The organism is Pseudonocardia alaniniphila (assembly GCF_022524485.1).
Lineage (GTDB): Bacteria > Actinomycetota > Actinomycetes > Mycobacteriales > Pseudonocardiaceae > Pseudonocardia > Pseudonocardia alaniniphila.
On record NZ_JAKXMK010000011.1, the window covers coordinates 248,130 to 272,086 of the forward strand.

The 23,957-nt window shown below is 71.4% G+C and carries 21 protein-coding genes; 4 read left to right on the forward strand and 17 right to left on the reverse strand.

The features are described 5' to 3' along the window. Positions 1-74: 74 nt before the first annotated feature. Positions 75-662, reverse strand: coding sequence for a nucleotidyltransferase family protein (locus tag MMF94_RS14980; protein ID WP_277398736.1), 588 nt, complete (start codon positions 660-662; stop codon positions 75-77). Further along, the gene (locus MMF94_RS14985; RefSeq protein ID WP_241037072.1) at positions 659-841 is read right to left on the reverse strand and encodes a hypothetical protein; all 183 of its coding nucleotides are present in this window, start codon (positions 839-841) and stop codon (positions 659-661) included. The genes MMF94_RS14980 and MMF94_RS14985 overlap by 4 nt, the downstream gene beginning before the upstream one ends. Positions 842-969: 128 nt before the next feature. On the opposite strand from MMF94_RS14985, the gene MMF94_RS14990 reads away from it, so the two are divergent. Then, the gene (locus tag MMF94_RS14990) at positions 970-3,216 is read left to right on the forward strand and encodes a helicase-associated domain-containing protein (protein WP_241037074.1); all 2,247 of its coding nucleotides are present in this window, start codon (positions 970-972) and stop codon (positions 3,214-3,216) included. A gap of 6 nt (positions 3,217-3,222) precedes the next feature. Here MMF94_RS14990 and MMF94_RS14995 read toward each other — a convergent pair whose 3' ends face one another. The 5 genes from MMF94_RS14995 to MMF94_RS43360 all read right to left on the reverse strand — a co-directional run bounded on the left by MMF94_RS14995 (position 3,223) and on the right by MMF94_RS43360 (position 10,256). Next, the gene (locus MMF94_RS14995) at positions 3,223-4,419 is read right to left on the reverse strand and encodes a cytochrome P450 family protein (protein WP_241037076.1); all 1,197 of its coding nucleotides are present in this window, start codon (positions 4,417-4,419) and stop codon (positions 3,223-3,225) included. 153 nt (positions 4,420-4,572) lie between these two features. Next, positions 4,573-5,145, reverse strand: coding sequence for a GTP-binding protein (locus MMF94_RS15000; protein ID WP_241037077.1), 573 nt, complete (start codon positions 5,143-5,145; stop codon positions 4,573-4,575). Between the two features lie 73 nt (positions 5,146-5,218). Then, positions 5,219-5,560, reverse strand: a complete 342-nt coding sequence (locus MMF94_RS15005) for a DUF742 domain-containing protein (protein WP_241037078.1) — start codon at positions 5,558-5,560, stop codon at positions 5,219-5,221. 341 nt (positions 5,561-5,901) lie between these two features. Next, a complete protein-coding gene (locus tag MMF94_RS15010) occupies positions 5,902-6,327 on the reverse strand; it encodes a roadblock/LC7 domain-containing protein (RefSeq protein WP_169397043.1) in 426 nt (141 codons plus the stop codon). Next, positions 6,324-10,256 (reverse strand): nitrate- and nitrite sensing domain-containing protein, encoded by a 3,933-nt coding sequence (locus MMF94_RS43360; protein ID WP_277398732.1) that lies wholly within the window; start codon positions 10,254-10,256, stop codon positions 6,324-6,326. Before MMF94_RS43360 ends, MMF94_RS15010 begins: the two co-directional genes overlap by 4 nt. Before the next feature lie 458 nt (positions 10,257-10,714). Here MMF94_RS43360 and MMF94_RS15020 point away from each other — a divergent pair, with 458 nt between their 5' ends. Then, positions 10,715-12,376 carry a DNA repair helicase XPB gene (locus tag MMF94_RS15020; RefSeq protein WP_241037080.1) on the forward strand — a complete coding sequence of 554 codons (1,662 nt, stop codon included), beginning with the start codon at positions 10,715-10,717 and terminating at the stop codon, positions 12,374-12,376. Positions 12,377-12,393: 17 nt separating this feature from the next. On the opposite strand, the gene MMF94_RS15025 is transcribed toward MMF94_RS15020, so the two are convergent. Next, positions 12,394-13,278, reverse strand: a complete 885-nt coding sequence (locus MMF94_RS15025) for an NAD(P)-dependent oxidoreductase (RefSeq protein ID WP_277398733.1) — start codon at positions 13,276-13,278, stop codon at positions 12,394-12,396. Positions 13,279-13,808: 530 nt separating this feature from the next. Between MMF94_RS15025 and MMF94_RS15030 the strand changes: the two genes are divergently transcribed. Then, positions 13,809-14,126 (forward strand): PspC domain-containing protein, encoded by a 318-nt coding sequence (locus MMF94_RS15030; protein WP_241037082.1) that lies wholly within the window; start codon positions 13,809-13,811, stop codon positions 14,124-14,126. Positions 14,127-14,151: 25 nt separating this feature from the next. On the opposite strand, the gene MMF94_RS15035 is transcribed toward MMF94_RS15030, so the two are convergent. The 8 genes from MMF94_RS15035 to MMF94_RS15070 form a co-directional block, all read right to left on the reverse strand. Beyond that, entirely contained in the window at positions 14,152-15,198 is a 1,047-nt protein-coding gene (locus tag MMF94_RS15035) for a LacI family DNA-binding transcriptional regulator (RefSeq protein WP_241037084.1), read from the reverse strand. A gap of 170 nt (positions 15,199-15,368) precedes the next feature. Continuing rightward, positions 15,369-16,121: a cupin domain-containing protein gene (locus tag MMF94_RS15040; protein WP_241037086.1), complete on the reverse strand. Its 753-nt coding sequence runs from the start codon at positions 16,119-16,121 to the stop codon at positions 15,369-15,371. Next, a complete protein-coding gene (locus MMF94_RS15045; RefSeq protein ID WP_241037088.1) occupies positions 16,118-17,023 on the reverse strand; it encodes a DUF6807 domain-containing protein in 906 nt (301 codons plus the stop codon). The genes MMF94_RS15040 and MMF94_RS15045 overlap by 4 nt, the downstream gene beginning before the upstream one ends. Then, the gene (locus MMF94_RS15050) at positions 17,020-18,138 is read right to left on the reverse strand and encodes a Gfo/Idh/MocA family protein (RefSeq protein WP_241037090.1); all 1,119 of its coding nucleotides are present in this window, start codon (positions 18,136-18,138) and stop codon (positions 17,020-17,022) included. The genes MMF94_RS15045 and MMF94_RS15050 overlap by 4 nt, the downstream gene beginning before the upstream one ends. A gap of 33 nt (positions 18,139-18,171) precedes the next feature. Continuing rightward, positions 18,172-19,035: an ABC transporter permease gene (locus tag MMF94_RS15055; RefSeq protein WP_241037092.1), complete on the reverse strand. Its 864-nt coding sequence runs from the start codon at positions 19,033-19,035 to the stop codon at positions 18,172-18,174. Beyond that, on the reverse strand, positions 19,032-19,958 hold the full coding sequence (locus MMF94_RS15060; RefSeq protein ID WP_241037093.1) for an ABC transporter permease: 927 nt from the start codon (positions 19,956-19,958) through the stop codon (positions 19,032-19,034). The genes MMF94_RS15055 and MMF94_RS15060 overlap by 4 nt, the downstream gene beginning before the upstream one ends. Continuing rightward, positions 19,942-21,069: an ABC transporter ATP-binding protein gene (locus tag MMF94_RS15065; RefSeq protein WP_241037095.1), complete on the reverse strand. Its 1,128-nt coding sequence runs from the start codon at positions 21,067-21,069 to the stop codon at positions 19,942-19,944. The genes MMF94_RS15060 and MMF94_RS15065 overlap by 17 nt, the downstream gene beginning before the upstream one ends. Then, a complete protein-coding gene (locus tag MMF94_RS15070) occupies positions 21,056-22,276 on the reverse strand; it encodes an extracellular solute-binding protein (RefSeq protein WP_241037096.1) in 1,221 nt (406 codons plus the stop codon). The genes MMF94_RS15065 and MMF94_RS15070 overlap by 14 nt, the downstream gene beginning before the upstream one ends. Before the next feature lie 828 nt (positions 22,277-23,104). Between MMF94_RS15070 and MMF94_RS15075 the strand changes: the two genes are divergently transcribed. Then, positions 23,105-23,446, forward strand: coding sequence for a hypothetical protein (locus MMF94_RS15075; RefSeq protein WP_241037098.1), 342 nt, complete (start codon positions 23,105-23,107; stop codon positions 23,444-23,446). A gap of 84 nt (positions 23,447-23,530) precedes the next feature. Here the strand turns inward: MMF94_RS15075 and MMF94_RS15080 are convergent. Then, positions 23,531-23,957, reverse strand: a 427-nt coding sequence (locus MMF94_RS15080) for a TCP-1/cpn60 chaperonin family protein (protein WP_277398734.1), incomplete at its 5' end; no start/stop codon positions are given.

Below are 23,957 nucleotides of genomic sequence, written 5' to 3' on the forward strand. Positions count from 1 at the left end.
GGTCACCAACCCTCGAACCCTCCGGCCCAGCCCGCTGACCCGCTGCCGACCCCGCGACCCGGGCGAGGCGCGGGTCAGCGGGACCTGAAGCGGGCCAGCTGCTCAGGGGTGTCGACGTCGTCGGGGACGGCCAGATCTCCGCACTCGACGAGAACCAGGTCCGGATTCCCGGACAGATAGCCGCGGGCGCCGGCGTCACCCACGGCGGCCGCGCGCACGCCCGCCCAGTGCCACCGCCCGATCAGCACCGGATGGGCCGGTCGCCCGTGGTACGCGGCGCGCACCAGGACGTCGGGGTCGGTACGGGCTGCGATCCGTCTCACGGCCTCGGCGGTGACGCCCGGCAGATCGACGAGGTGGACGAGCGCGGCGTCGGGCACCGGGTCGAGCGCCTCCAGCGCGGCGAGCCCGGCGCGGAGGGAGGCGCCCATCCCCTCCGCCCAGTCGTCAGCCACGGTGATCCGAACGCCCGGAGGGACGATCTCGGCCACTCTCGCGGCCGAAGCGCCGAGCACCACCATGAGCGGCGAACAACCGCTGTCGGCGAGCACTCGCAGGGCACGCCCCACGAGTGGCTCGCCGTCGAGTTCGACGAGTGCTTTCGGGCCGCCCATCCGACGGCCCGCGCCCGCTGCGAGCAGCAGGCCGGCGGGGTGGTCTATCGGTTGATCTCCGTGACGGGGTGCACGTACGGCACCTCATCCAGCGGGAACTCCAGGTCACCGAAGGGCGACAGCGAGCCCTGCCGGGTGCTGGCGAGCTCGCTCACTGGATGTTCGCCGTCGGGCAGCTCGGGCCACGTCGGGTCGATTCGGCCTTCACGGGCTGCCTTGGCCACCATGTCCTCCTCGTGGTTCGCGCGTCACGGTCGATTATCCCGTACGGGACGCGGTGGTGGGGGACCGGTGGGTGGGAGCGACACCTGATACAAGCGTCGTCCTCGTCGGCGCGCCGACTACCGTAGTGGGGATGCCCACACCGCTGGTCGACTGGCTGCGCGCCCAGGACGACGAGATGCTCGCGGTTCTGCTCCGGCTGCGCCCGGACCTGGCCGTGCCGCCACCCGCGGATCTCACCGTGCTGGCCACCCGGGCCGGCATCCGGGCATCCGTCCACCGTGCGTGTGACGATCTCGACAGGCTCACGCTCACCGTCCTCGAGGCTCTCGTCGTCGCCGGCGCCGAGAGCGCGCCGACGTCGCTCAGCGAGCTGTGCCGCCTGCTCGGCCCCGATCTGTCGGAGGCTGCTGTCAGCCGCCCGCTGAGGGCGCTGCGCGACCGCGCACTCGTCTGGGGGCCGGACGAGGAGCTGTCGCTCGTTCCTGCTGCGTTGGACGTGGTACCGCGCCATCCCGGTGGGCTCGGTCGCGAGTCCGCGGGTCTGGCGGCGTCCTCGGAGCTGCCTGAGCTGCTCGCCTCCGTGGCGCCCGACGAGCGCCGGGTGCTCGAAGCGCTGGCGGCCGGGCCGCCCATCGGGCGCAGCCGGGCGGGGGCTGATCCGGAGAGCCCGGTCGGGCGGCTCCTCGCCCGTGGCCTGCTGGTGCGGGTGGACGCCGAGACGGTCGAGCTACCGCGGCAGGTGGGCCTCGCCCTACGCGGGGACCGGCCGTTGGGCGCGGTCCCCGTCACGCCGCCCGACATCGGGGCGAGGGACCGCGGGGCGGACGCCGTGGACCGCACCGCGGGTGGAGCGGCCCTGGGCGTGCTCCGCCAGCTCGAGCTGCTCGTCGCGTTCTGGGGGCGCACCCCGCCGCCCGTGCTGCGCTCCGGTGGCCTCGGCGTGCGCGAGCTGCGGCGGGCGGCGAAGGAGATGGACACCGACGAGAGCATGGCCGCGCTCCTGGTCGAGCTGGCGGTGGCCGCCGATCTGCTCGGGGAGAGCGACGGGGTGGCGCCGGACTGGGTGCCCACCACCAACGCCGACGTCTGGGCGGCGGGCGGCCCCGAGCTGCGCTGGTCGCTGATCGCGCGCACCTGGCTGGATCTGCCGCGACTGCCCGGGCTGGTCGGACGCAAGGACGACGCGGGGCGCCCGATCTCGGCCCTGTCCGATGCGGTCCGGCGCCCGCTCGCTCCCCGCGACCGGCGCCGCGTGCTCGCGGGGCTCGCCGAGCTGCCGCCCGGCGTTGCGCCCGGTTCCGCGGCCGCGCTGCGCGATGTCCTCGCGTGGCGCGCACCCCGGCGTGGGGGCCGGCTGCGTGACGAGGTGGTGGACTGGGCGCTCGCCGAGGCCACGGTGCTCGGTGTCGTCGCGCTGGACGCGATGTCCACACCGGGCCGGGTGCTTCTCGACGATCCCGGCGGGCTCGTCGCCGCTCTTCGTGCGGCCTTGCCCGAGCCCGTCGACCACATACTCCTGCAGGCGGATCTGACCGCCGTCGCGCCTGGACCGTTGGAGCCACAGCTGGCTGCGGAGCTCGGCCTCGTCGCCGAGGTGGAGTCGGCAGGCGGGGCCACTGTCTTCCGCTTCACCGATGCCACGGTGCGCCGTGCGCTCGACGCCGGCCGCACGGCCACCGAGCTGCACGAGCTGCTCGCCAAACGTTCGGCCACCCCCGTGCCTCAGGGCCTGACGTACCTCATCGACGACGTCGCCCGCCGCCACGGACGGCTGCGCGGTGGTGTGGCGTCGTCGTTCCTCCGGTCCGACGACGCCGTGCTGATCGCGGAGGTGCTCGCGCATCCCGACAGCGTCACCCTGGAGCTGCGCCGCATCGCGCCCACGGTCGTGGTCTCGCCGCTGTCACTCGGCGAGTTGCTCGACGGGTTGCGGGCGGCCGGTTTCAGTCCCGCTGCCGAGGACACCGGCGGCGCCGTTCTCGACCTCTCCGACCGGGGCAGGCGGACGGCGCCCCGCCGCCGTTCGCTGGGCCGCAACGGCGCGCCACCGGAGCCGGGCACCGAGCAGCTCGCCGCCCTCGTGTCCCGGATGCGGGCCGGGGACGCGCTGGCCGGAATCCGGCGGGACGTCACATCGCCTGCGACGAACAACGGGCGCATCCCCGACCTGCTCCGTTCGGCCGTCGCCGCTCGCCGCAGCGTCTGGATCGGGTTCGTGGACGGGCACGGTGTTGCCGGGGAACAGGTCCTCGAACCGATGAGCGTTGGCGGCGGGGTGGTGGAGGGCCGGGACACGGTGGACGGCGGCCTGCACCGCGTGCCGCTGCACCGGATCACCAGCATCGCACTGATCGAGGACTCTCCGGACGGCTCCTGAACGGGATCAGGAACCGACGCGGATCGGCAGCCTCTCGAGTCCGTGCATGACGGGGCTCCTGCGCCACCGGAGATCGGCCGGATCGCCGTCGAGCTCGATCGTGCCGAACCTGTCCAGCAGCCGCCCGATGGCGACCTGTGCCTCCAACCGCGCCAGGGGCGCGCCCACGCAGTAGTGGATGCCGTGGCCGAAGGCCAGGTGCCCGCCGCCGGTGCCGCGGGTGATGTCGAACCGGTCCGGGTCGGGGAACTGCCGAGGATCGCGGTTCGCGGCGAGGAAGGAGATGAGGACGAACTCGCCTGCGGGGATCTCGACCTCATCCACGCGTACGGGCTCGGTGGTGAACCGCAGGGTTGCGAGGTTGAGGGAGCCGTCGTAGCGCAGAAACTCCTCGACCGCCTCCGGCAGCAGGGACGGGTCGGACCGCAGAGCCGCCAGCCGGTCGGGATGCCGCAGCAGGGCGAGCATCCCGTTGCTGATCAGGTTGACGGTCGTCTCGTAGCCGGCGACGAGCAGCAGGAACGCCATCGACAACAGCTCGGGCCCGCTCAGCTGGTCGCCCTGGTCCGACACGTGCACCAGGTCGGAGAGCAGGTCCATCGTGGGTTCGGACCTCTTCTCCGCGATGAGAGCGGTGAGGTAGGCCCTCATCTCCTCGTCGGCGGTCCGCACGTCGTCGGGGGACGCCGCCGCGACGAAGGGGAGGACCCATGACCGGAACTTGGCCTGGTCGTCGGCCGGCACCCCGAGAATCTCGCAGATCACCGCGATCGGCAGCGGCGAGGCGAACGACTCGATCAGATCGGCCCGGCCGGCCGCCGCGAGGTCGTCGAGGAGCCCGTCGGTGATCTGCTCGATCCGCGGACGCAGCCCGGCCACAGCGCGGTTCGTGAACGCCTTGTTCACGAGCCTGCGCAGGCGGGTGTGGCCGGGCGGGTCGGTCTGGAGCATGTGGGCGAAGAGATCCAACCCGTAGACCTGGCCTGCGCCCTCCGCGAAGAGCTCCTTCGCCCGGGCACTGTCCTTGCTCAGCCGTGGGTCCGAGAGGAGCGCCTTGGCGTCGGCGTAGCGGGTGACGAGCCAGAAGCCGAACGCGGGGGAGAGCGAGGCGTACCGGACGCGCCCCTCCGTCAGGAGATCCCGGTACGTCGCGTGTGGGTCCTGGAAGAACTCACGGCCGAGCCTGAACGGTTCCTCGTGCACGCTGCCCCCAGCCGTACCCGGACTCGTGGTACCTGCGCGGTACCCGCAGATCCAGTACAGCCAGAACGCCCCGGCGCGTCTCCCCGGTGTGGCCCACTTCTCAGTGGGCGGAACCGGGCAGAGCGCCGGGGCGCCGGAGTGCCTGCCGATGGATCAGCGGGCGCCTGCGGTCATCCGGTGCTGCATGGCGTGCTCCACCAGCGCGATGAGCGTCTGCTTGGTGGACTGCCGGATGCGGGCGTCACAGCTGACGATCGGGATCGACGGGTCGATCGACATGGCCTCCCGAACGTCTTCGATGCGGTGCTGCAGCAGCCCGTCGAAGCAGTTCAGGCCCACGACATAGGGCAGCCCGCGGTCCTCGAAGAAGTCGATCGCCGCGAACGAGTCGGCCAGCCTGCGGGTGTCGACCAGCACGACGGCGCCGATCGCACCGCGCACGAGGTCGTCCCACATGAACCAGAACCGATGCTGGCCCGGGGTGCCGAACAGATAGAGGATCAGCTCCGAGTCGAGCGAGACGCGGCCGAAGTCCATGGCCACCGTGGTGGTGACCTTGTTGGGAGTGGCCGCGAGATCGTCGACCTCGGCGCTGGCCTCGGTCATGACGGCCTCTGTGGTCAGCGGAACGATCTCCGAGACCGAGCCGACGAAGGTGGTCTTACCGACGCCGAAGCCACCGGCTACCACGATCTTGGCCGAAATTGTCGCCGCGGTGGCGATCATCTGCTGTCCGAATCCCCCCGACTGACTGGTCAACGCCGACGCTGAGCGAGGGGGCGACCCGTCAGTTGGGTAACTAGAGCCGACGGAGTCCACTCAACACCCTTTCCATCAGAGCGAGGTCCGGCATGTTGCCGGCGCTGCTCGCGGTCTGGTGCACGGTCACCATTCCGAGGCCTGCCATGTCGCTGAGTAGCACCCGGGCAACCCCGAGCGGAAGCGACATGAGCGCGGCGACCTCGGCGACCGAGCGAACCTGTTCGCACAGTTCCGCCACGGTTCGGTGCTCGACCTGCAACAGGCCTATCTGATCCCGGCCACGCTGGCTGGTGGACACGAGAGTCTCGATGGCCAGATCGATGCTGGCCTTTGTTCGACCACGGGTCCAGGCGTAGGGCCGAACCGCCGCCGCACCCATCCCCAAGCTGATCTCCTCCGCCTCGAGGTTGCGGAAGTCGATCGGAGCCGTCGGTGGTCCTGGTCGGACCTGTGGGGGCGGCGGGGTCGTATTGCCCCCCGGCTGCTCCGTTTCGGTAGGGACGTCGTCGTTCAGCTCGACGTCGGCGCCTCGCCGGCGCCCCCACTTGCGGCGGCGCGGCGAACGGCGAGAGTCGAAACTGAAGCCGTTCATGACGTCGGCGAAAGTTGGCTCCGAGGATTGCCGGCGCTCGTCGTCGGGACCGGAGGTCATCGGACTCACCTGCCTTCCTACCGATCATTTGCGAACCGGGGGTCGTACCTGGTGGTCGTGCTGGTGCTTCAGAAGCCGCCGAAGGAGCCCTGAAGCTCGGCGCGCAGCTCGGGGGTGAGCAGCTGGCCGACGCGGTCGACGAGCAACGTCATCTCGTAGCCGATGAGGCCGATGTCGCAGCTGGGCGAGGCGAGCACGGCGAGGCACGAGCCGTCGCTGATGGACATGAGCAGGACGATCCCGCGGTCCATCTCGACGACCGTCTGCACGACGCCACCGGCGTCGAAGCAGCGGGCCGCACCCTGCGTGAGGCTGACCAGCCCGGACGACACAGCAGCAAGCTGGTCGGCACGGTCGCGGGGCAGCCGGTCGGACGCCGTGAGCAGCAGTCCGTCGGCCGACACCACGATCGCGTGGGCGACACCCGGCACGCGCTCAGCGAAGTTGGTGACCAGCCACCCGAAGCGGCTCGGCTGCGTCTGTGGCGCCGTCATGAAGACTCCTCGTCGTGATTGACACCAGCGTTGGTGGGCTTAGTACCACCGTTGGCCTCTGAACCCGGGTCTGCCCCGCCGCCGCCGCGCAATCGGCTTTCGCGGCCTTGACGGACGCCGTGCTGGTAACTGGCGAGCCGGCCCCGGACGGTCTCCGCGCTACGCGCTGAGGAGACCGGCGGTGCCAGCACCGCAGATCCTGCGCTGCCCGGAACGAGGCGCGCCCGTGGGCGGCGCTTCGGCAGTCCGGCAGCCGTCATCTCGTCGGCCTGCTCGGCCCCCACGCTGCTCGCCGCACGCCAGCCCTCGTCCGCGAGGCTCGCGAACTCCTGGTCGGACGCGGACGCGGATGCGGAGGCAGGTGCGGGAGCAGCGGGCTCCGGCGTGGCCGGCTTCTCCGTGACCGGCCGCGCCGGCCGGGCCGACACCGACGGTGCCGGGGTCGGAGCAGGCGCGGGAGCAGGTGCCGGGGTGGGTGCAGGAGCAGGCGGCGGGGTCGGAGCCGACGGCGGGGGCGGTGGCGGAGTGGGTGCCGGCGGCGCAACGGGCTTGGGCAACGGAGCCGGAGCCGGCGGCGGCGTTGCTGCCGCCGGGGGCGGAGTGGGCGCCGGTGCCGGAGCAGGGGCCGCCAGCGGGTGCGGTGCCGGAGCAGGCGCCGACAGCGGGTGCGGCGCCGGTGGACGGAAGCCACGCTGCTGCGACGGCCGCCCTGCGCCGCCCTGCTCCGTCTGCCAGTTGACCGGGATGGGCCGGTTCGAGCGGAACCACGCCGAGGCGATCTCCTCGAAGATCGGCGTGGTCTCGCTGAGGTCGAACTCCTCCTTGCGGGAGTTCGGCGCCGCGGGTGCCGGTTCTGCGATCACCGGAACACTCGGCGCGAACAGCTCGTCCGCCTCGCCGGGCGACGGTGCGGCCGCGGCCTGAGCGGCCTCAGCCTGTGCCTGCTGCGCGGCCTGTGCCTGCTGAGCCTGCTGGGCTGCCTGCGCCCCCGACTGCGTGGGCTGAGCGGGCTGGGTGGGTTGCTGGCCACGCTGCCCTGGGCCCTGCGGGAACGGTCGCGGAATGGACTGCTGCTGCTCGGGCCGCGGGTTGGTGTGCCGTGGCGGCGGCAGCGGGTTGCTGCGACCGAGGATGGGCATCGGCATCGTCAGCGGCGAGGGCGGCACCTGGGTGGGCGTTCCCCGCTGCGGCTGGGCCTCACTGCTGAACATCGTGTCGGCAGGGAAGGCACCGGTCGGCGGTGCGGACGGGATCTCGTCGGGCGTCTTGTCCTCGCCCGGCTTCGGGTCCTGATCGCCGCTCGATGATCCCGTCGTGGCCTTCTGCTCACCGCTCGTGGCCGGCTGCTGACGGCTGGTCGATCCGGAATCTTCGGAGCGTGTGGACGGCGAGGTGGCGGCGTGCGAGCTGCCGTTGGAGGTGGCGGGCTCGCTGGGCGTGTACCCGTTGAGCGCGGCCGTCTCGCTGGTGGTGCCCCACAACGAACGAGCGGAGTCGGGCTGCACCCCGTTGCGGTAGGACCCGGTGTTCTGCGAGCCAGGCGGCTGCTGGGAGCGCTGCTGCTCCCGCCGTTGCTGCTGTTGCTCGGCGATCTTCGCGGCGTCGGCTGCAGCCTTCGCTGCCAGCTCCCGGGCCCTCTGCAGCTGCATCTGCTGCTGCTCCGCCTTGGCCTGGTCGGCTGCGGCTTGCTCTGCAGGATCCGGCCGGTTGTTGGATGGGGGCGGGGGGTTCGGCCCGTCGGGTCGCACCGACTGCCCGGGCCGCCTGGTGGGCAGCTTTCCGAGCGAGCCGTTCACCGGCGGCGGCTGCGGGGCGAACAGCTGCCCGTCGTGGCCGGCCGGGGCGTCGAAGACACCAGCCGGGTTGGCCGGACCGTCTGTGCCCGCGACCAGCGCCGAGAGCGATCCCGGACGAACCGTGCCGTTGGTGCCCGGACGCTGCGCCGTGAGCGTGTTGGTGCGGGTGGGAATCGCCGCGGCCGGGCGCTGGATCTCCGCCGGCTCGTTGGACGAAGGGATGAGGTAGCCGGGGACGGTGACCGAGGCCGTGAGGCCCGCACCGGGACCGCCGGCGGACGAGGTGCTGAGTCGCACGCTGATGCCGTGGCGGGCGCCCAGGCGACCGACCACGAACAGGCCCATGCGCCGGGACGCCGAGACGTCGACGCCTGCGGGACCGCTGAGGCGCTGGTTGGCGTCGTTGAGCTCGTGGTCGACCATGCCGACGCCGCGGTCGGCGATCTCGACGACGATCGAGCCGTCGCCCGTGCGGGCGGTGCTCATGACCACCTGCGAGTCGGGCGGGGAGAAGCTCGTGGCGTTGTCCAGCAGCTCGGCCAGGAGGTGGACGAGGTCGGACGCCGCCCGGCCGACGACCGTGACCGACGGCGGGGCCTGCACGACGATGCGCTGGTACTGCTCGACCTCGGACACCGCGGCACGCAGCACGTCGACCATCGGGATCGGCGCGATGTTGCGCTTGGCGAGGTCGGTGCCTGCGAGAACCAGCAGGTTCTCGCTGTTGCGCCGCATACGGGTGGCGAGGTGGTCGAGCTGGAACAGGTTGGACAGCTGGTCGGGGTCCTGCTCGTTGCTCTCCAGCTGCTCGATGAGCTGCAGCTGGCGCTCGACGAGCGCCTGACTGCGGCGGGAGAGGTTGACGAACATCGCGCTGACGTTGGACTGCAGTGCCGCCTGCTCGGCCGCCAGGCGGACCGCCTGCCCGTGGACCGCGTCGAACGCGCGGGCCACCTGGGCCACCTCGTCTCGGCCGCCCAGTGGCACCGGGTCGACTTCCACGTCGGGCGTCTCGCCTGCACGCATGCCCTCGACCGCTTGCGGCAGCCGCCGCTCGGCGACGTCGAGTGCGGTGGTGCGCAGGATCTGCAGCGACCGGAGCAGAGCCCGGGCGACCAGCACTGCGATCGTGGCGCCGATCAGCAGACCGAGCATCAGGATCACCGAGTTGAGACCGGCCTCGTTGCTCGCCCGCTCCTCGGCCGCCGCGCTGGAGGCGGACAGTGCCTTGCGGATACGGGTGGAGGCGCGGTCGGCCGCGGCGTCCGCGTCGACGTAGGCGGCATCCCACTCCGTTGCGGAGACCGGGATCGTCCTGTTGGCGGGCGTCCTGAGGATCGCTTCCTTCAGGTTCACGCGCTGCGTGTTGGCCGTCTCGTCGAGCGGGTTACCGACGACACCCAGGGTGAGTGCTGAGGAGTACTCGCGAGCGGCGGCCGTGAGCTGGCTGTCGGCGGCGGTGGCTGCCTCGGAGTCCTGCGGCCGGAGCCTGCCGCTCTTGATGGCCGCTCCCAGCTCCGTGTGCTGAGCGGCCAGCTGCTCCGTGATGTTCATGACGGCGGTGAGGGCGTCGGGCAGCCCTCCGATGCCGGGCGTGCTCAGCTGCCGCAGCAGGGCCCGGCCGAGGATGTCGACACTGTCGATCACCGCGGTGTAGCGGGTGTTGATCTGGTCGAAGTCGATGGCGACGTTCTGCGCGGCGTCGGTGCGCAGGGGAGCGAGGGTCTGCAGCTCGCGCTCGGTCTTCTGGAGGGCGCTGCGGGTGGTGACCTCGAGCTCGCTCGTGCCGTGGACACCCGCGAGCATCTGGTCGATCTCGGTGTCGGTCTGGCGGAACCCGTCCTCGAGCGCGGCCCGGTTGTCCGTGCGGTTGCCCGCGGCGAACAGGGTGGACGCGTGACGCTCGGCGCGCAGGGCGTCGGCAGTGGTGGAGACCTGCTGCGCCACCTCGAGGAGCCGGCTGCTGCGGCCCAGCTCAGCGGCCTGGCTGGCCTGGTCGGACACCCGGAGGACACCCAGGGCCAACGCCAGCAAGGCCGGTATGAGACAGACGATCACCAGCTTCCAGGCCAGCGTCCAGTTACGCGGGTTGAACCGCTCGGACCACGTTGGTCCGGTCTCGGTGCTGGTCACGTCAACGTCCCCCTGACGCTTGCCTGCGCAGATCGGGTGAACTCTGGCACGCGCTGATGATCGGCCGCGAGCCCGGACCAGCTGAGCTGCAGTCCAGGGGCGGTGGGTGGCCGGGATCGGGTCACAGGCCCGGGGAGCATTGCTATGAGCATCGGGTCGATCCGTCGCGCCTTCATGTTGGGGGCGGGCTGGTCGGGTGTTCCGGCCCGCATCATGCGCGCTCCGCCGGCTCCGACACGCGCCCTCTGGGGAAGGGCGATGACCGCCGGGACCCGGTACGATCGCGGTGGCACACGTGCACTTTCGGACAGAGCCGGCACAGCATAACCGAAGTAGACGCCGACCCTTTCTCCGAGGCCGGGCGGGTGGCGTTCCCCCGATCAGATCAGTCGCCCACGCCCACCGTTGATCCGGTCCGGCCCAGCCATGGGCCGGATTTCATGAGGAGTACCACACGTATGACCGACGGGCCGCTCATCGTCCAATCCGACAAGACGCTGCTGCTCGAGGTCGACCATCCGGCCGCCGCGGAGGCGCGCTCGGCGATCGCACCCTTCGCGGAGCTGGAGCGCGCGCCCGAGCACGTCCACACCTACCGGGTCACCCCGCTGGCGCTGTGGAACGCGCGCGCCGCGGGCCACGACGCCGAGCAGGTGGTCGACGCGCTCGTCCGCTTCTCCCGCTACGCGGTGCCGCAGCCGATGCTCGTCGACGTCGTCGACACGATGGGCCGGTACGGGCGCCTGCAGCTCACGAACTCCCCCGTGCACGGGCTGGTCATGGTCGCGCTGGACCGGGCGGTGCTGGAGGAGGTGCTCCGGCAGAAGAAGATCTCCCCGTTGCTCGGGGCCCGCATCGACGACGACACGGTGCTCGTGCACCCGTCCGAACGCGGACATCTCAAGCAGGCGCTGCTGAAGATCGGCTGGCCTGCGGAGGACCTCGCGGGCTACGTCGACGGCGAGGCGCACCCCATCGACCTGGCCGAGAACGGCTGGACGCTGCGCGACTACCAGCGCGACGCCGTCGAGGGCTTCTGGGCGGGTGGCTCCGGGGTGGTGGTGCTGCCGTGCGGCGCGGGAAAGACGCTGGTGGGTGCGGCGGCGATGGCGCAGGCGAAGGCCACCACGCTGATCCTCGTCACCAACACCGTGTCGGGACGCCAGTGGAAGCGGGAGCTCATCGCGCGCACCTCGCTCACCGAGGACGAGATCGGCGAGTACTCCGGCGAGCGCAAGGAGATCCGCCCGGTCACGATCGCCACCTACCAGGTGATCACCCGCAAGACGAAGGGCGAGTACAAGCACCTCGAGCTGTTCGACTCGCGCGACTGGGGCCTCGTGATCTACGACGAGGTGCACCTGCTCCCCGCCCCGGTGTTCCGGATGACCGCCGACCTGCAGTCCCGGCGCAGGCTGGGGCTCACCGCCACGCTCGTACGTGAGGACGGGCGTGAGGGCGACGTCTTCTCGCTGATCGGCCCGAAGCGCTACGACGCGCCATGGCGCGACATCGAGCAGCAGGGCTGGATCGCCCCCGCGGACTGTGTGGAGGTACGGGTCACGCTCACCGAGGCGGAGCGGATGGGCTACGCCGTGGCCGACGCCGAGGAGCGCTACAAGATGGCCTCCACCGCCCACACCAAGGTGAGCGTCGTCAAGGCGATCCTCGACCGGCACCCCGGCGAGCCCGCGCTCGTGATCGGCGCCTACCTCGACCAGCTCGACGAGCTCGGCGGCGTGCTGGGTGCCCCCGTCATCCAGGGCTCCACGCGCAACAAGGAGCGTGAGGCGCTGTTCGACTCCTTCCGCCGGGGCGAGCTGCCGGTGCTCGTGGTGAGCAAGGTGGCCAACTTCTCGATCGACCTCCCCGAGGCCAGCGTGGCCGTGCAGGTGTCGGGCACGTTCGGCTCCCGGCAGGAGGAGGCCCAGCGGCTCGGCCGGTTGCTCCGGCCGAAGGGCGACGGCCGGCAGGCGCACTTCTACTCGGTGGTCTCACGCGACACCCTCGACACCGACTACGCCGCCCACCGGCAGCGGTTTCTCGCGGAGCAGGGCTACGCCTACCGCATCGTCGACGCCGACGATCTCCTCGGGCCCGCCGTACCGGACGTCGGCTGAGCCGGAGAGCCGTCGCGTCAGGACGATCGCGGGTGGCGCACTGCCTCCACCACCGCCGCCATGTCGTCCTCGGCGTGGCCGGCGTCGGCAGCCGCCGCGAACTGGTGCTGCAGCGCGCGCATCATGTTGTCCTCGGCGCCCACTCCGCGCAGCGCGTCGGCGATGAGTGAGGCGTCCTTGGCCGCACCGGCGGTGGTGAACGACGTGGAGTAGTCCCCTGACATCATCGCGCGGCCCTTGATCTGGGCGTATCCGCAGTCCAGGCCTCCGCCCGCGATGGTGTCGAGCCACTGCTGGGGGTCGACGCCGAGCCCTTCGGCGAGCCCGATGGCCTGCGCGGTGCCGCCCATGATGCTCAGCACCCATGAGTTCGCCACGAGCTTGAGCCGGTGGCCGTCGCCGGGGCGGGGGCCGACCCACACGGTGCGGGAGCCGATGGCGTCGAACACCGGCGCCACGGCGTCGCCGAGGCGCTCCGGCCCTCCGGCCAGCACGAGGAGCTTGCCCTCCTCGGCAGGCTGGCGGGTGCCCAGAACCGGGGCGTCGATGTAGTCGACGCCGGCCCGGTCGGCGATCTCGGCCAGGCGCAGCGCACCGTCGAGCCCCACGGTGCTCGACTGCACCCAGATCGCCCCCTTCGCGGCGGACGGCAATGCCTGCTCCATCACCGATTCCACGGACGCGGCGTCGAAGAGCATGGTGACGATGACGTCCGCTCCGGCCACCGCGGAGGCCGGGTCGTCGGCCACGGTCGCGCCGTCATCGGCGAGGGGGCGTGCCTTCTTCGCGTCACGGTTCCACACCGTGAGGGCGAGCCCGGACCGGGCGATGTTCCTCGCCATGCCGGCACCCATGATGCCGGTGCCGAGCAGGGCCACGGTCTTCGTCGTCGGGGTGGTCACGGTCGTTCTCTCCTCATGTCGCCGGAATCGGATGTGGTGCCGGCCGGGGCCGACCCGGCAGTGTCGAGAGGGCCCAGGTTCGCTTTTGCCGGCGCCTGCACAATCGTGGTCATCAGCCGCAAAGTTGCTCCGTTGCTGCAGGCCGTTCGGAATGAGGCAGGAACGAATTCCGAAAGCAACCCGACAGGGCCGGCGGCCTGCACCGTTCCTCCTCGATCACCGTGGACGAACCCATGGTAGGAGCGGTGGTCGCGCCGACGAGATGGCGATCGGCCCGGCGACTTCGAGCTGGCTACGGCGACGGAGCTCCAGCGGCGACGCTAGCACGCCCGATAGCACGAGGCCGATCTTCAGGGCCTGCGGGCGGCCTCCAGGAAATCGACGAAGAACGCGCAGCGGATATGTCGTTCGAAAGGTTTCGGGCCAGGTGGAGCGCCGCCTGCCCCGAGCAGGCTCAGGGCCGGGTTCAGGGTCGGAATCCGGTGCGTTCCCCGAGGCAGGGAGCCGGTCGCGGCGGCAGGCTCGAAGCCATGGAGCAGATCACCGACCCGGCCACCGCCCGAACCACCCCTGACGCCGACCAGCCTCCCTTCACCGAGCAACCGCCCTTCGCGGGTCAGCCGCCTCTCGCGGAGCCGCCGCGGGCCGCGCGGCCGGCGTTCCGCCTGCGCCGCAGCCGCACCGACCGGATGCTCGCCGGTGTGTGCGGCGGGCTCGCCGAGAGCCTCAACGTGGACGCGGCCCTGTTGCGTGTCGGCATGGTGGCGCTCACCGTGATCGGTGCGGGAGTGCCGGTGGTGGTCTACGCCGCGGTGTGGCTGATCGCGCCCGAGACCGACGCGCCCTGAGATCCGCGGGTCGCGGTTCAGGGGCTCACGGGACCGGGATGCGTTCGGGTGTGGTCTCCCGCAGGATCACCTCTCCGCGCACCCGGCGGATCCGAGGCTGGTCGGCGGCAGGGCCGAGCACCAGGTCGAGGGCCCATGCACCGAGGTCCTCGAGCGGCAACCGCACGGTGGTCAGGGCCGGGGTGGCGTCGCGCAGTGTGACGATGTCGTCGAACCCGGCCACGGCCATCGCCGACGGCACCGCGATCCCGCGATCGCGCAGCGCTGCCATCGCACCGAGCGCCATCACGTCGTTGACCGCGAAGACGCAGTCCACGTCGAGGCTGCGGTCGAGAACGTCGATCATCGCGTCGTAGCCGCCGTCGCGCGTGAACCCGCCGTGTGCGGTGACGTCCTGGCCGATCTGCACCCCGCAGCGGGCGGCGCCCTCGCGGAACCCGGCGCAGCGGTCGCGCGCGGTCAGCAGGTCGGCACGGCCGGCGAGTATGGCGAAGCGGCGGTAGCCGCGGGCGCACAGTGCCTCCGCGAGCGCCCGGGCCCCCGCGCGGTTCTCCAGGACGACCGTGTCGGCGGCGATCTTGCGCTGGCTGATGAACGCGACCCGGCCGCCGGACTGCTCGAACGATCGCACCTCGGCGCCGAGCCGCTCGGTCAGCTCGCGGTCGTACACCCGGCTTCCCACCACGATCACGGCGCGCGCCCGCTGGCTGCGCAGTGCCGCGACGTAGTCGATCTCGCGTTCCTCCCGGCCGAACGTGCAGGCCATCGTGACGACGAGCTGGTGGCCCTCGGCCGCCCTGATGGCGCCGGCTGCGATCGAGGAGAAGTAGGGATCGCCGACGTCGCCGATCACCAGCCCGACGAGGTTGGTGTGGCCCCGCGCCATCGCCTGGGCCTGCGCGTTGGCGGAGTACTGCAGGGCCTCGGCCGCTTCCAGCACCCGCTCGCGCAGGTCGGGACGGACCCTGCGGGTGCTGCCGTTGAGCGCGCGCGACGCGGTGGCCAGGGAAACCCCGGCGGCGCGGGCGACATCGAGAAGCGTGACCGACGCGTTGGTGACGCGGTCGCTCATGGCCTGCCTCCTGCACTGCGACATCGGGGCCGGACCACGGATGGGGCGGTTCGCGCGGGAAATGCGCCGGCGACCAGTGCCGGGCGGCCCGAGATCTCTGTTTGCAGAGCGTACCGGTCACCCCATGATAGGAAAGCGCATTCCCCCTGCTGGAGTAGGTGGCGTGCGGGTCAGCGTGCTGCCTCGGGTTCAGCAGCTGCTATCCGCACCGGATCGTAGGGGGAGAGGTAGCCGCACATCCCGAGGGTGGTGGCCGCAGGCTGCTCGATCCGCGCCACGGTGGCGTCCCTCAGGTGGGAGTGGTCGCCACCGGCCAGCGCGGCCAGCTGTTCGCCGGTTCGTGCACTCGCCGCGGCCGCTCCCTCCGTCCAGCGCGCCCGCCACTCCTCGATCTGGGGCCGGACCAGCGCCGCGGCGGACGCGTAGAACTCCTCCAGCGCGGTGCCGTCCCCCGCGGCCGTCCGCCGGGTGAGTTCGGCGAAACCCTCGACCGCCAGGTCACGCCTGGCCCGCGCGCGTTCCGGCGACGCCTCCCCGCCCGCGCCTGCCAGCGACCTCGCACGCTCGTACGTGGCGCGGTCGGTGAGGTGGGCCGGGGGGAACGTCAGCACTGCGTCGCCCGCCTCCGGCAGCCCGCTGTTCTGCATGAGCGCCATGACGTTCAGGTCGCCGTCGTTCACGGCCCGGTGGATCGTGCCGGGGGCGAACCAGACGACGTCCCCGGGCCGCAACGGCGACTCGGTGAACCCGGCCGCCGTGAGCGTCTGCAGCCTGCCCCTGCCCCCGACCACGACGTAGCACTCGGAACAGCACAGATGCATGTGCGGCGAGCCCCCGCACAGCCCGTCGGCCGCCTCCCAGGGGTAGACGCGCAGCGCGCTGATCCCCACCGCACCGGGAAACTCGGGAAGGGCGCCACTCACAGGGCGTGCTCCACGGCGAGGCCTTCGATCTCCTCGCGCGTCCAGATCCGGTCGGCGACCACCAGACGGTGCTGGAGCGCGAGCGTCTCGCCGTCGGCGAGCGTGATCTCCTTGTCGAAGGCGGGTGAGGGGTTCACCGCGGGGAACGGGTCGTTGCGGACGAACCAGGTGATCGTCCCGTGGCTGGTCGAGCCGGCGAGGACGAGCAGCGTGGAGCCGCCGTCGACGTCGTCGTTCTTCCCGGTGTAGGCGAGCCACGGGGAGTCGCTGGTGCCCATGGTCTCGGGCCCGCCACCGCCGCCGGCCGTGATGATCTCACCGCCGGTGAAGCCACGGGGGCCGCGCCAGAAGAACCCGGTGTAGCCGGCGTTCGTCCGCCCATGGGTGGTGGGGCTGCCCAGCTCCAGCTCCTCGCCGCGGATGTTGCGCAGCTGTGTGGCGAAGTCGAGCGCCCAGATGCCGCGTGCCACGTCGACGCCGTGCCAGCGCAGCGTGCGGGTCTCGGCCACCCAGCGCTCGCCCGTCGAGGCCACCCAGGTGAGCGTCTCGCGCAGCGTGAGCTCGTCGCCGGTCAGGTCGATGATGTCGAACCCGTCGTGCCGCATCGCGCCGACGTTGTCGAGCGGCACGTAGCCGCGCCCGTGCACGTAGGTGTTGCCGCCCCAGAAGTTCTGGCCCGACACGTGCGACCAGGTCATCTGGGCGCCCTTGTGCCAGCGGTGGTCGTGCGGGCGGTACGCCGAGACGAGCGCGCCGGACAGCGTGCGCATCGGGTGCATGTAGGGCTTGGGCGCCTCGAAGGCGGCCACCCCGGGCCCGTAGACGTAGCTCGCGATCTCGACCTCGCCGACCGCGACGTCGATCCGCATGCCGTGCTCGTGCGTGACGGTCAGCGCGTTCATCGAGTGACCCCCGCGGTGATGCCTGCCGAGTAGCGCCCGCCGCCGTCGAGCTGTGTGTAGAAGGGGTTGCCCGGCTCCAGCTCTGCCCGGTTGACCGGGCTGCCGGTGATCGCTGACTGGTACAGGCCCGTGATGAGCTCCAGGCTGCGCCGCCCGTCCGCGCCGCTGACGGCCGGTCGCTCCGCGCGGTCCATCGAGTCGAGGAACTCGGCGAGCTGCACGTTGTGGGAGCTGCGTACGTCCGTGGTGGGGAGCCACCCGGCAGCACGCTCCTCGGCGACGCCGCGCAGGGGCGTCCAGGTCCAGTGCGAGTTGTCGTACCCGTAGAGATGCGAGACCTCGACGGTGGCCTCGGAGAAGTCGAAGCGCAGGTAGCTGACCTCGCGCGGCGACAGGACGCTGTTGACGACCGACACCAGGGCACCGGACTCGAACGACACCGCGGCGAGCGAGACGTCCTCGGTGGCGATCCGGCGGTCGAGCGTGCCCATCATCGCGCGGACCTCGCGCCAGTCGCCGAGCAACGACAGCATGAGATCCATCTGATGGATCCCGTGCCCCATCGTGGGGCCGCCGCCCTCGGTCTCCCACTTCCCGCGCCACGGCACCTCGTAGTAGGCGTCGTCGCGGTACCAGAGCGTGTGGCAGATCCCGACGAGCGGGCGCCCCAGGGCACCTGCCGCGATGTGCTCGCGCAGCGTGCGGGCCGCGGAGCCGAAGCGGTGCTGGAACACGTACCCGACGTACGGGCCGCCGTCCCGCTCGTCCGCCATGAGGCCGTCGTACTCGGCCAGGGAGAGCACCGGTGGCTTCTCGCACCACACCCAGGCGTCCGCACGCAGGCAGGCCTGCACGCCGGCGTGATGGACGGAGGGCGGGGTGCAGATGATCGCCAGGTCGGGCTGGTCGGCCGCGAGCATCGTGTCGAGGTCGGTGTAGCTGTGCTCCACACCCCACTCGGCGGCGAAGGCCGCCGCACGGTCGCCGTCCACGTCGACGACAGCCACGACCTTCGCGCGACCGTCCTGCGCCTGGATGGCGGGGATGTGGCGGCCGCCGGCGATGGCGCCCGTCCCCACGATGGCGACCCGGTACTGCTTCCTGCCGTCTGGCATGTGCACGAACTCCTCGGGTTGATTCCCTGTGATTCAGCGGTGCCGCTGGCGGATGGCCTGGGATGGAGTGACGAAGCGGAGGCTGTTGGCGAGGCCGAGGACGGCCACGAGCATGTACGTCACCGCCATTGCCGCCGTGAGTGAGATGGGGACGCCGCCGGGGTCGGAGATCGCGCCGAACAGGGCGACGACCAGCGTCTGGGTGTCGGCGCCGGAGACGAAGAACGTGAGCTCGAACGCGCCGAGCGTGCGGACGAGCACGAGGATCCCGGCCGCCAGCATCCCGGGCAGGAGCAACGGGATCAGCACCCGCGTGAACAGCCGCCGGTTGTTGGCCCCGAACACCCGCGCGGCGTTCTCCACGTCCGGCGAGATCTGCTCGACGAACGGCACCATGATCAGCACGACGAGCGGGAGCGTCGGCACGAGGTTCACGAGCACCACCGCCGTCATCGAGCCCCCGAGCCCGACGCGGTACATGAGCGCCGCGAGCTGCACCGCGTACGTCATCGGCGGGAGGATGATCGGCAGCAGCATCAGCAGCATGACCACCGAGCGGCCCGGGAACGCACGCCGGGCGAGCAGGTAGCCGGCCGGCACACCGGCCAGCAGCGCGATCACGACGACCGCGATCCCGGCCTGTGCCGTGTTGACCAGCGCCTGCGACATGCCGGTGCTCGACCAGGCCCTGCCGTACCAGGTGGCGGTGAGACCGTCGGGCCACCAGCCGCCTCGCCACGTCGTGGAGAACGACTGGACGACGACCGATGCCAGCACCCCGAGGATCACGGCCACGAAGCACCCGGCGGCCACCCATGTGATGACGGCGGTGAGCGTGGGCCACTCGCGGCGGGGCCGGGCGGGCGGCGCGGTCGCCGGCAGATCGAGGGTGGTCATCCCTTGCCCCCGCTCGCCGGGCCGCGGTAGAGCCGGTTGCGCAGGAGCATCAGGACACCGAGGATCACCAGCTCCAGCACGGTCATGACCACCGCGATGGCCGCGGCCGCCGGGTAGTCCGAGCGCTGGGAGGCCGCCTGGTAGATCGGCAGCGTGAGCACGTGGGTGGCGTTGTCGGGCTGGCCGACCAGAATCGCCGACGGGAACACGGCGAACGCCTCCACCAGGCACAACGTGAACGCCGTGATGAGGCCAGGGGTGGCCAGCGGCATGATGATCCGCCAGAACCGCGCGGCCCGGCCCGCGCCGAGGGTGGCCGCGGCGTCCTCGATGGAGCGGTCGATCCCGCCGAAGAAGCCCATGAGCATCACGAACGCGAACGGGATGCTCACGAGCAGCGTGGCGATGAACGTGCCCGTGTAGTTGTAGATGAACTGCTGTTCGGGGATCCCGAGCGAACCCAGAAGCAGGTTGATCCACCCGGTCGGCGAGAAGACCTGGGCCATCCCCTGCGCGATGAGCACGGAACCGAACGTCAGCGGCAGGAGAACCACGAGCGTCAGGAAGCGGCGGCCCGGGAAGTCGCGGCGCATCCGGAACGCCAGCGGTGCGGCGGCCGCAACGCTCAGGACGGCCACCGGCACGGCCAGCCGCAGCGTCTTCCAGATGGAGTCGCGCAGGTAGGGGTCGCCGAAGAAATCGGTGTAGTTGGCGAAGGGGTCGCTACCCCGCAGCGGCTGGAAGGAGATCGAGAGGCCGTAGCCGAACGGGTAGAGGAACAGCGCCGCGATGATCAGCACTGCAGGCAGGATCAGCAGCAGGGTCCAGTCGACGCCGCGTTCTGCCAGCCGGTGCCGCAGCGGCTGTGGCGGCCGGGCCGACGGCGTGGTGGCCCGGGAGTCCGGCTCAGCCGTGAGCGTCATCGAGCACCTCCGCCGGCCGCTCGGCGGGGAAGACGAGCACCCGCTCCTCGGGGGCGCCGAGCGTGATGCGCGCGCCTGCCGCCACCGGCTTCTCGGTGCGGAAGTGCAGCACCACGCCCTGCTCCGTGCGAGCGCGGACGGCCAGCTCGCGCCCGTGGTACTCGACCACCTCGGCGAGCGCGGCGACGTCGTTCACCCCGGCTCCGCCGAGCACGATGTCCTCGGGCCGGACCGCGACCACCACCTCGGAGCCTGCTCGCAGCCCGGCTGCCGGTTCGGCCGTGCCGCGCAGCCGCAGGTCGCCGGCGACGACGCAGACCTGTCGCGGATCGCTCTCCACCTGCTCGACCCGCGCCGTGATCATGTTGCGGTAGCCCATGAAGCCTGCGACGTACGCGCTCGCCGGCTGCGTGTAGACCTGTTCGGGCGTCCCGCTCTGCTCGAGCCTCCCGCCGCGCAGCACCACCAGCCGGGTGGCGAGCGACAGCGCTTCCTCCTGGTCGTGGGTGACGTAGAGGACCGACAGCTCCCGCTCCTGGTAGAGCCGCTTGATCTCGGTGCGCATCTCGATACGCAGCGCGGCGTCCAGGTTGGACAGCGGCTCGTCCATGAGCACGATCTCCGGGTCGATCGCGAGCGCGCGGGCGATCGCGACCCGTTGCTGCTGGCCGCCCGACAGCTGTGACGGGAGCTTGGCTGCGTGGTCGGCGAGCTGCACGAGATCGAGCGCGGCCTGGGCACGCCTGCGCCGTTCCGCGCGGGGAACCTTCCGCATGGAGAGCCCGAACTCGACGTTGCGCGCCACGGTGAGATGCGGGAACAGCGCGTAGCTCTGGAACACCATCCCGAACCCGCGCTTGTCGGCAGGCAGGGAGTCGATGCGCTTGTCGTCGCGCCAGATGGAGCCGGTGGTGAGCGGTTGCAGGCCCGCGAGGCAGGCGAGCGCCGTGGACTTGCCGCAGCCGGACGGGCCGAGCAGCGCCACGAACTCGCCGCGGGCGAGCTCGAGGTCCAGGTCGGTCAGTGCCGCCGTCTTCCCGTACCAGCGCGACACCTGACGCATCTGCAGGGAACCGAAACCGGCCGCCGGGAGGCGGTCAGTTGCCGACATGGCTGCCGACCTCCCGCTGCCAAATCTCGAACGCCTGCACCTGCTTCTCGGGTGCGAGTGACGCGTGGGTCTCCCCGCTGGTCAGTGCCTGCGGGTAGAAGTCCGGCCTGCCCCACTGCTGGAGCAGCGCCCGGCCCTCGGGCGTGGCGTCGGCGGCCGTGACGTTCTTGTTCGCCGTGGTGAGCGAGCCGGTGGCGTAGGTCAGCGCCTGCTGGTCGGGCTGCAGCGTCCACTTCATCAACTCGAGCGCCACGTAGAGCGCCTCGGGGGTGACGCCCTTCGGCACCATCATGTAGTGGGCGTCGGTGATCCACTGCTGGTCGGTGAAGAGTCCCACCTGCGCGGTCGGAGCCCACGTGCCGTCCCGGCGGCTGTTGATGTCCATCGAGACGATCGTCGGGATGACCTGCAGCTGCCCGGAGCCGAACTGCTGGTTCATGATCGTCGAGCTCGGTGGGTAGGAGCTCACGTAGCGGCCCAGCTCGCGCAGGTAGGCCCAGGTCTTGCTCCAGCCGTTCTCCGGGTCGGACGGATCGCTGTCGCCGAGCATGTAGGGCAGCGACATCATGAACGTCCGGCCGGGGCCCGAGTTCGGCGGCTGGGCGTAGGTGAACCGGCCCGGGTTCTCCCGCGCCCACGCCAGCAGCGCGTCCGGCGTGGTGGGCGGCTGGGCCACCTGGTCGGGGTGGTAGGCGAGCAGCGGACCTGCCGGGTTGTACCGGTTGACGATGCCGAATCCGCCCGACATCTCCTGCAGTTCGGTGCCGCTCGCGTCGAACACCTGAGAGAGGTCGGGGAGGCTGGCGGCGTAGTTGGGCAGCAGCGGCATCATGAGGTTCTCGGTGCGCGCAGCGCCCATCACGTCGGTGCCGCCGACGACCACCGTGATGTCCACCGTGCCCGCCAACTGCTGCGCGCGGACCTTGCCGGCTACGTCCGGCGCGGGCGCGGACTGGTAGTTGATGCTCGAGACCAGCTCGGGGTGTGCCTTCGCGAAGTTGTCGTAGATCGCCCGGTTGACGGTGACGTTGCCCGCGCCGTCGAGCAGGGTGAGGGTGATCGGACTGGTCGGCTTCACGGGTGTGACCACCTCGTCGGCCCCGCCGGCCTGCTGCGCGCCTGGCGCGCCGCACCCGACCAATCCCAGCACCACTGCGGCCGCCAGGCCCAGACCGAGCCGACGTCGTCCCGTACCACGTCTGATCACGATGTACCTCCATGTACGGCGTGACGGAAAAGCGGCGGGAATTCGGGGATGCGCTTTCCGGACAGGCTTGGTAACCGCTTTCCAGCATGACTCGGCCCGCCGGACGGAGTCAAGACCAGCGCCATGCGGAGGTCTGGTAAAGGGGGCGGGCCCGGCTGGGTGCGAAGGCGAACGGGCGGTCCGGTGGTGCGGATCTACGGAACGGCCGTGCCGCGTTCAAGGGTGGGGTGGGGCCGGTCCGTACATGCGGATCTCGTGGACGAGGGGACCGCTCGTCGCGACGGGCGTCGCCGTGTCGGCCCGGTGGACGCGAGCCCGCCGCGCCGGGCTGCTGCCCGGACGAGCGGTCCGTTCGAGCGGATCCAGTGGACCGCCGTGCCGTTCACAGAGGGCGCGACCGCGCCGTGCCGGCTGCCCGGATGGACCGCGCCGAACCTGGACTGCTCGGGTGTCGGTCGTGCCCGTTCCCCGGGTGGACGGGTGACCGGTTGCGCGGGCCTCTCGGGCGGGTGTGCCGTTCGTTCGCGGGTGGGCGCGGTTCCGTAGATCTACTGGCCGATCCCCGTAGTTCTCCGGGGGCCCGGAGGCGGGCGTGCTCGCTAACTTTGGGGACGTGGACGAGGCCACCGCACCAGCGCCCCCTGGGGGGCTTGCTACGGAGGTGGCGCTGGTTGCCGGGGGGCTCAGCGGTGGTCTCGTCCACACATCCGGCCACCCGGGGTTGATCCGGGCGGGTTTCGGTCGCGTCCGGCGGGATCGTTCGTGCGGGAGCAGCTGCCCGTGATCGCCGCGAAGCCGAGGCAAGCGCGCGGCTCCTACAGTCGGATCATGGAGGAAACCACCGCACCGGCTCCCCGGGGCGGTGTCCTGTACTGGATCGCCTTGGCTCTGATGATCCCGCTCTCCCTGTTCACCGCCTTCTTCGGCGTCGTGGCGGGTTCGCTGTTCGCCCTGTGCTACGACTCGGGCACGAGCGCCGCGGCGGACCGGTGCGCCGCGGTCGGTGTGTTCCTCGTCGCGGCCTCTCTCGCGACGCTGCTCGTGCCCGTCGTCTTCGGAATCTGGGGCAAGCGGGCCACCACCCGGGTCGAGGTCGCTACCCGGCTGGGCATCTGCCTGCTCGGCTACGTGGTGCCGTTGCTCTTCTTCGGCGCGGTCACGCTGCTCTGAGCTCGCGCGGAACGCCGCAGGGGCGGCACCCGGAATCGGGTGCCGCCCCTGCGTGACGTGCGGGTACTGCGGGGTGGGACGGACTCAGAAGTCCATACCGCCCATGCCGCCCGACGGGTCGCCGCCGACCGGGGCCGGGTTCTTCTCCGGCTTGTCGGCGATGACGGCCTCGGTGGTGAGGAACAGGGCCGCGATCGAGGCCGCGTTCTGCAGCGCCGAACGGGTGACCTTGGCCGGGTCGATGATGCCGGCCTTGATCAGGTCCTTGTACTCACCGGTGGCCGCGTCCAGGCCCTCGCCCGGGTTGAGTCCGCGCACCTTCTCCGCGACGACACCACCCTCGAGGCCGGCGTTGACCGCGATCTGCTTGAGCGGGGCCTCCAGCGCAACCTTGACGATGTTGGCGCCGGTGGCCTCGTCACCGTCCAGGCCCAGGCCCTCGAACAGGCCGGCACCGGCCTGGATGAGCGCCACGCCGCCGCCGGCGACGATGCCCTCCTCGACGGCCGCC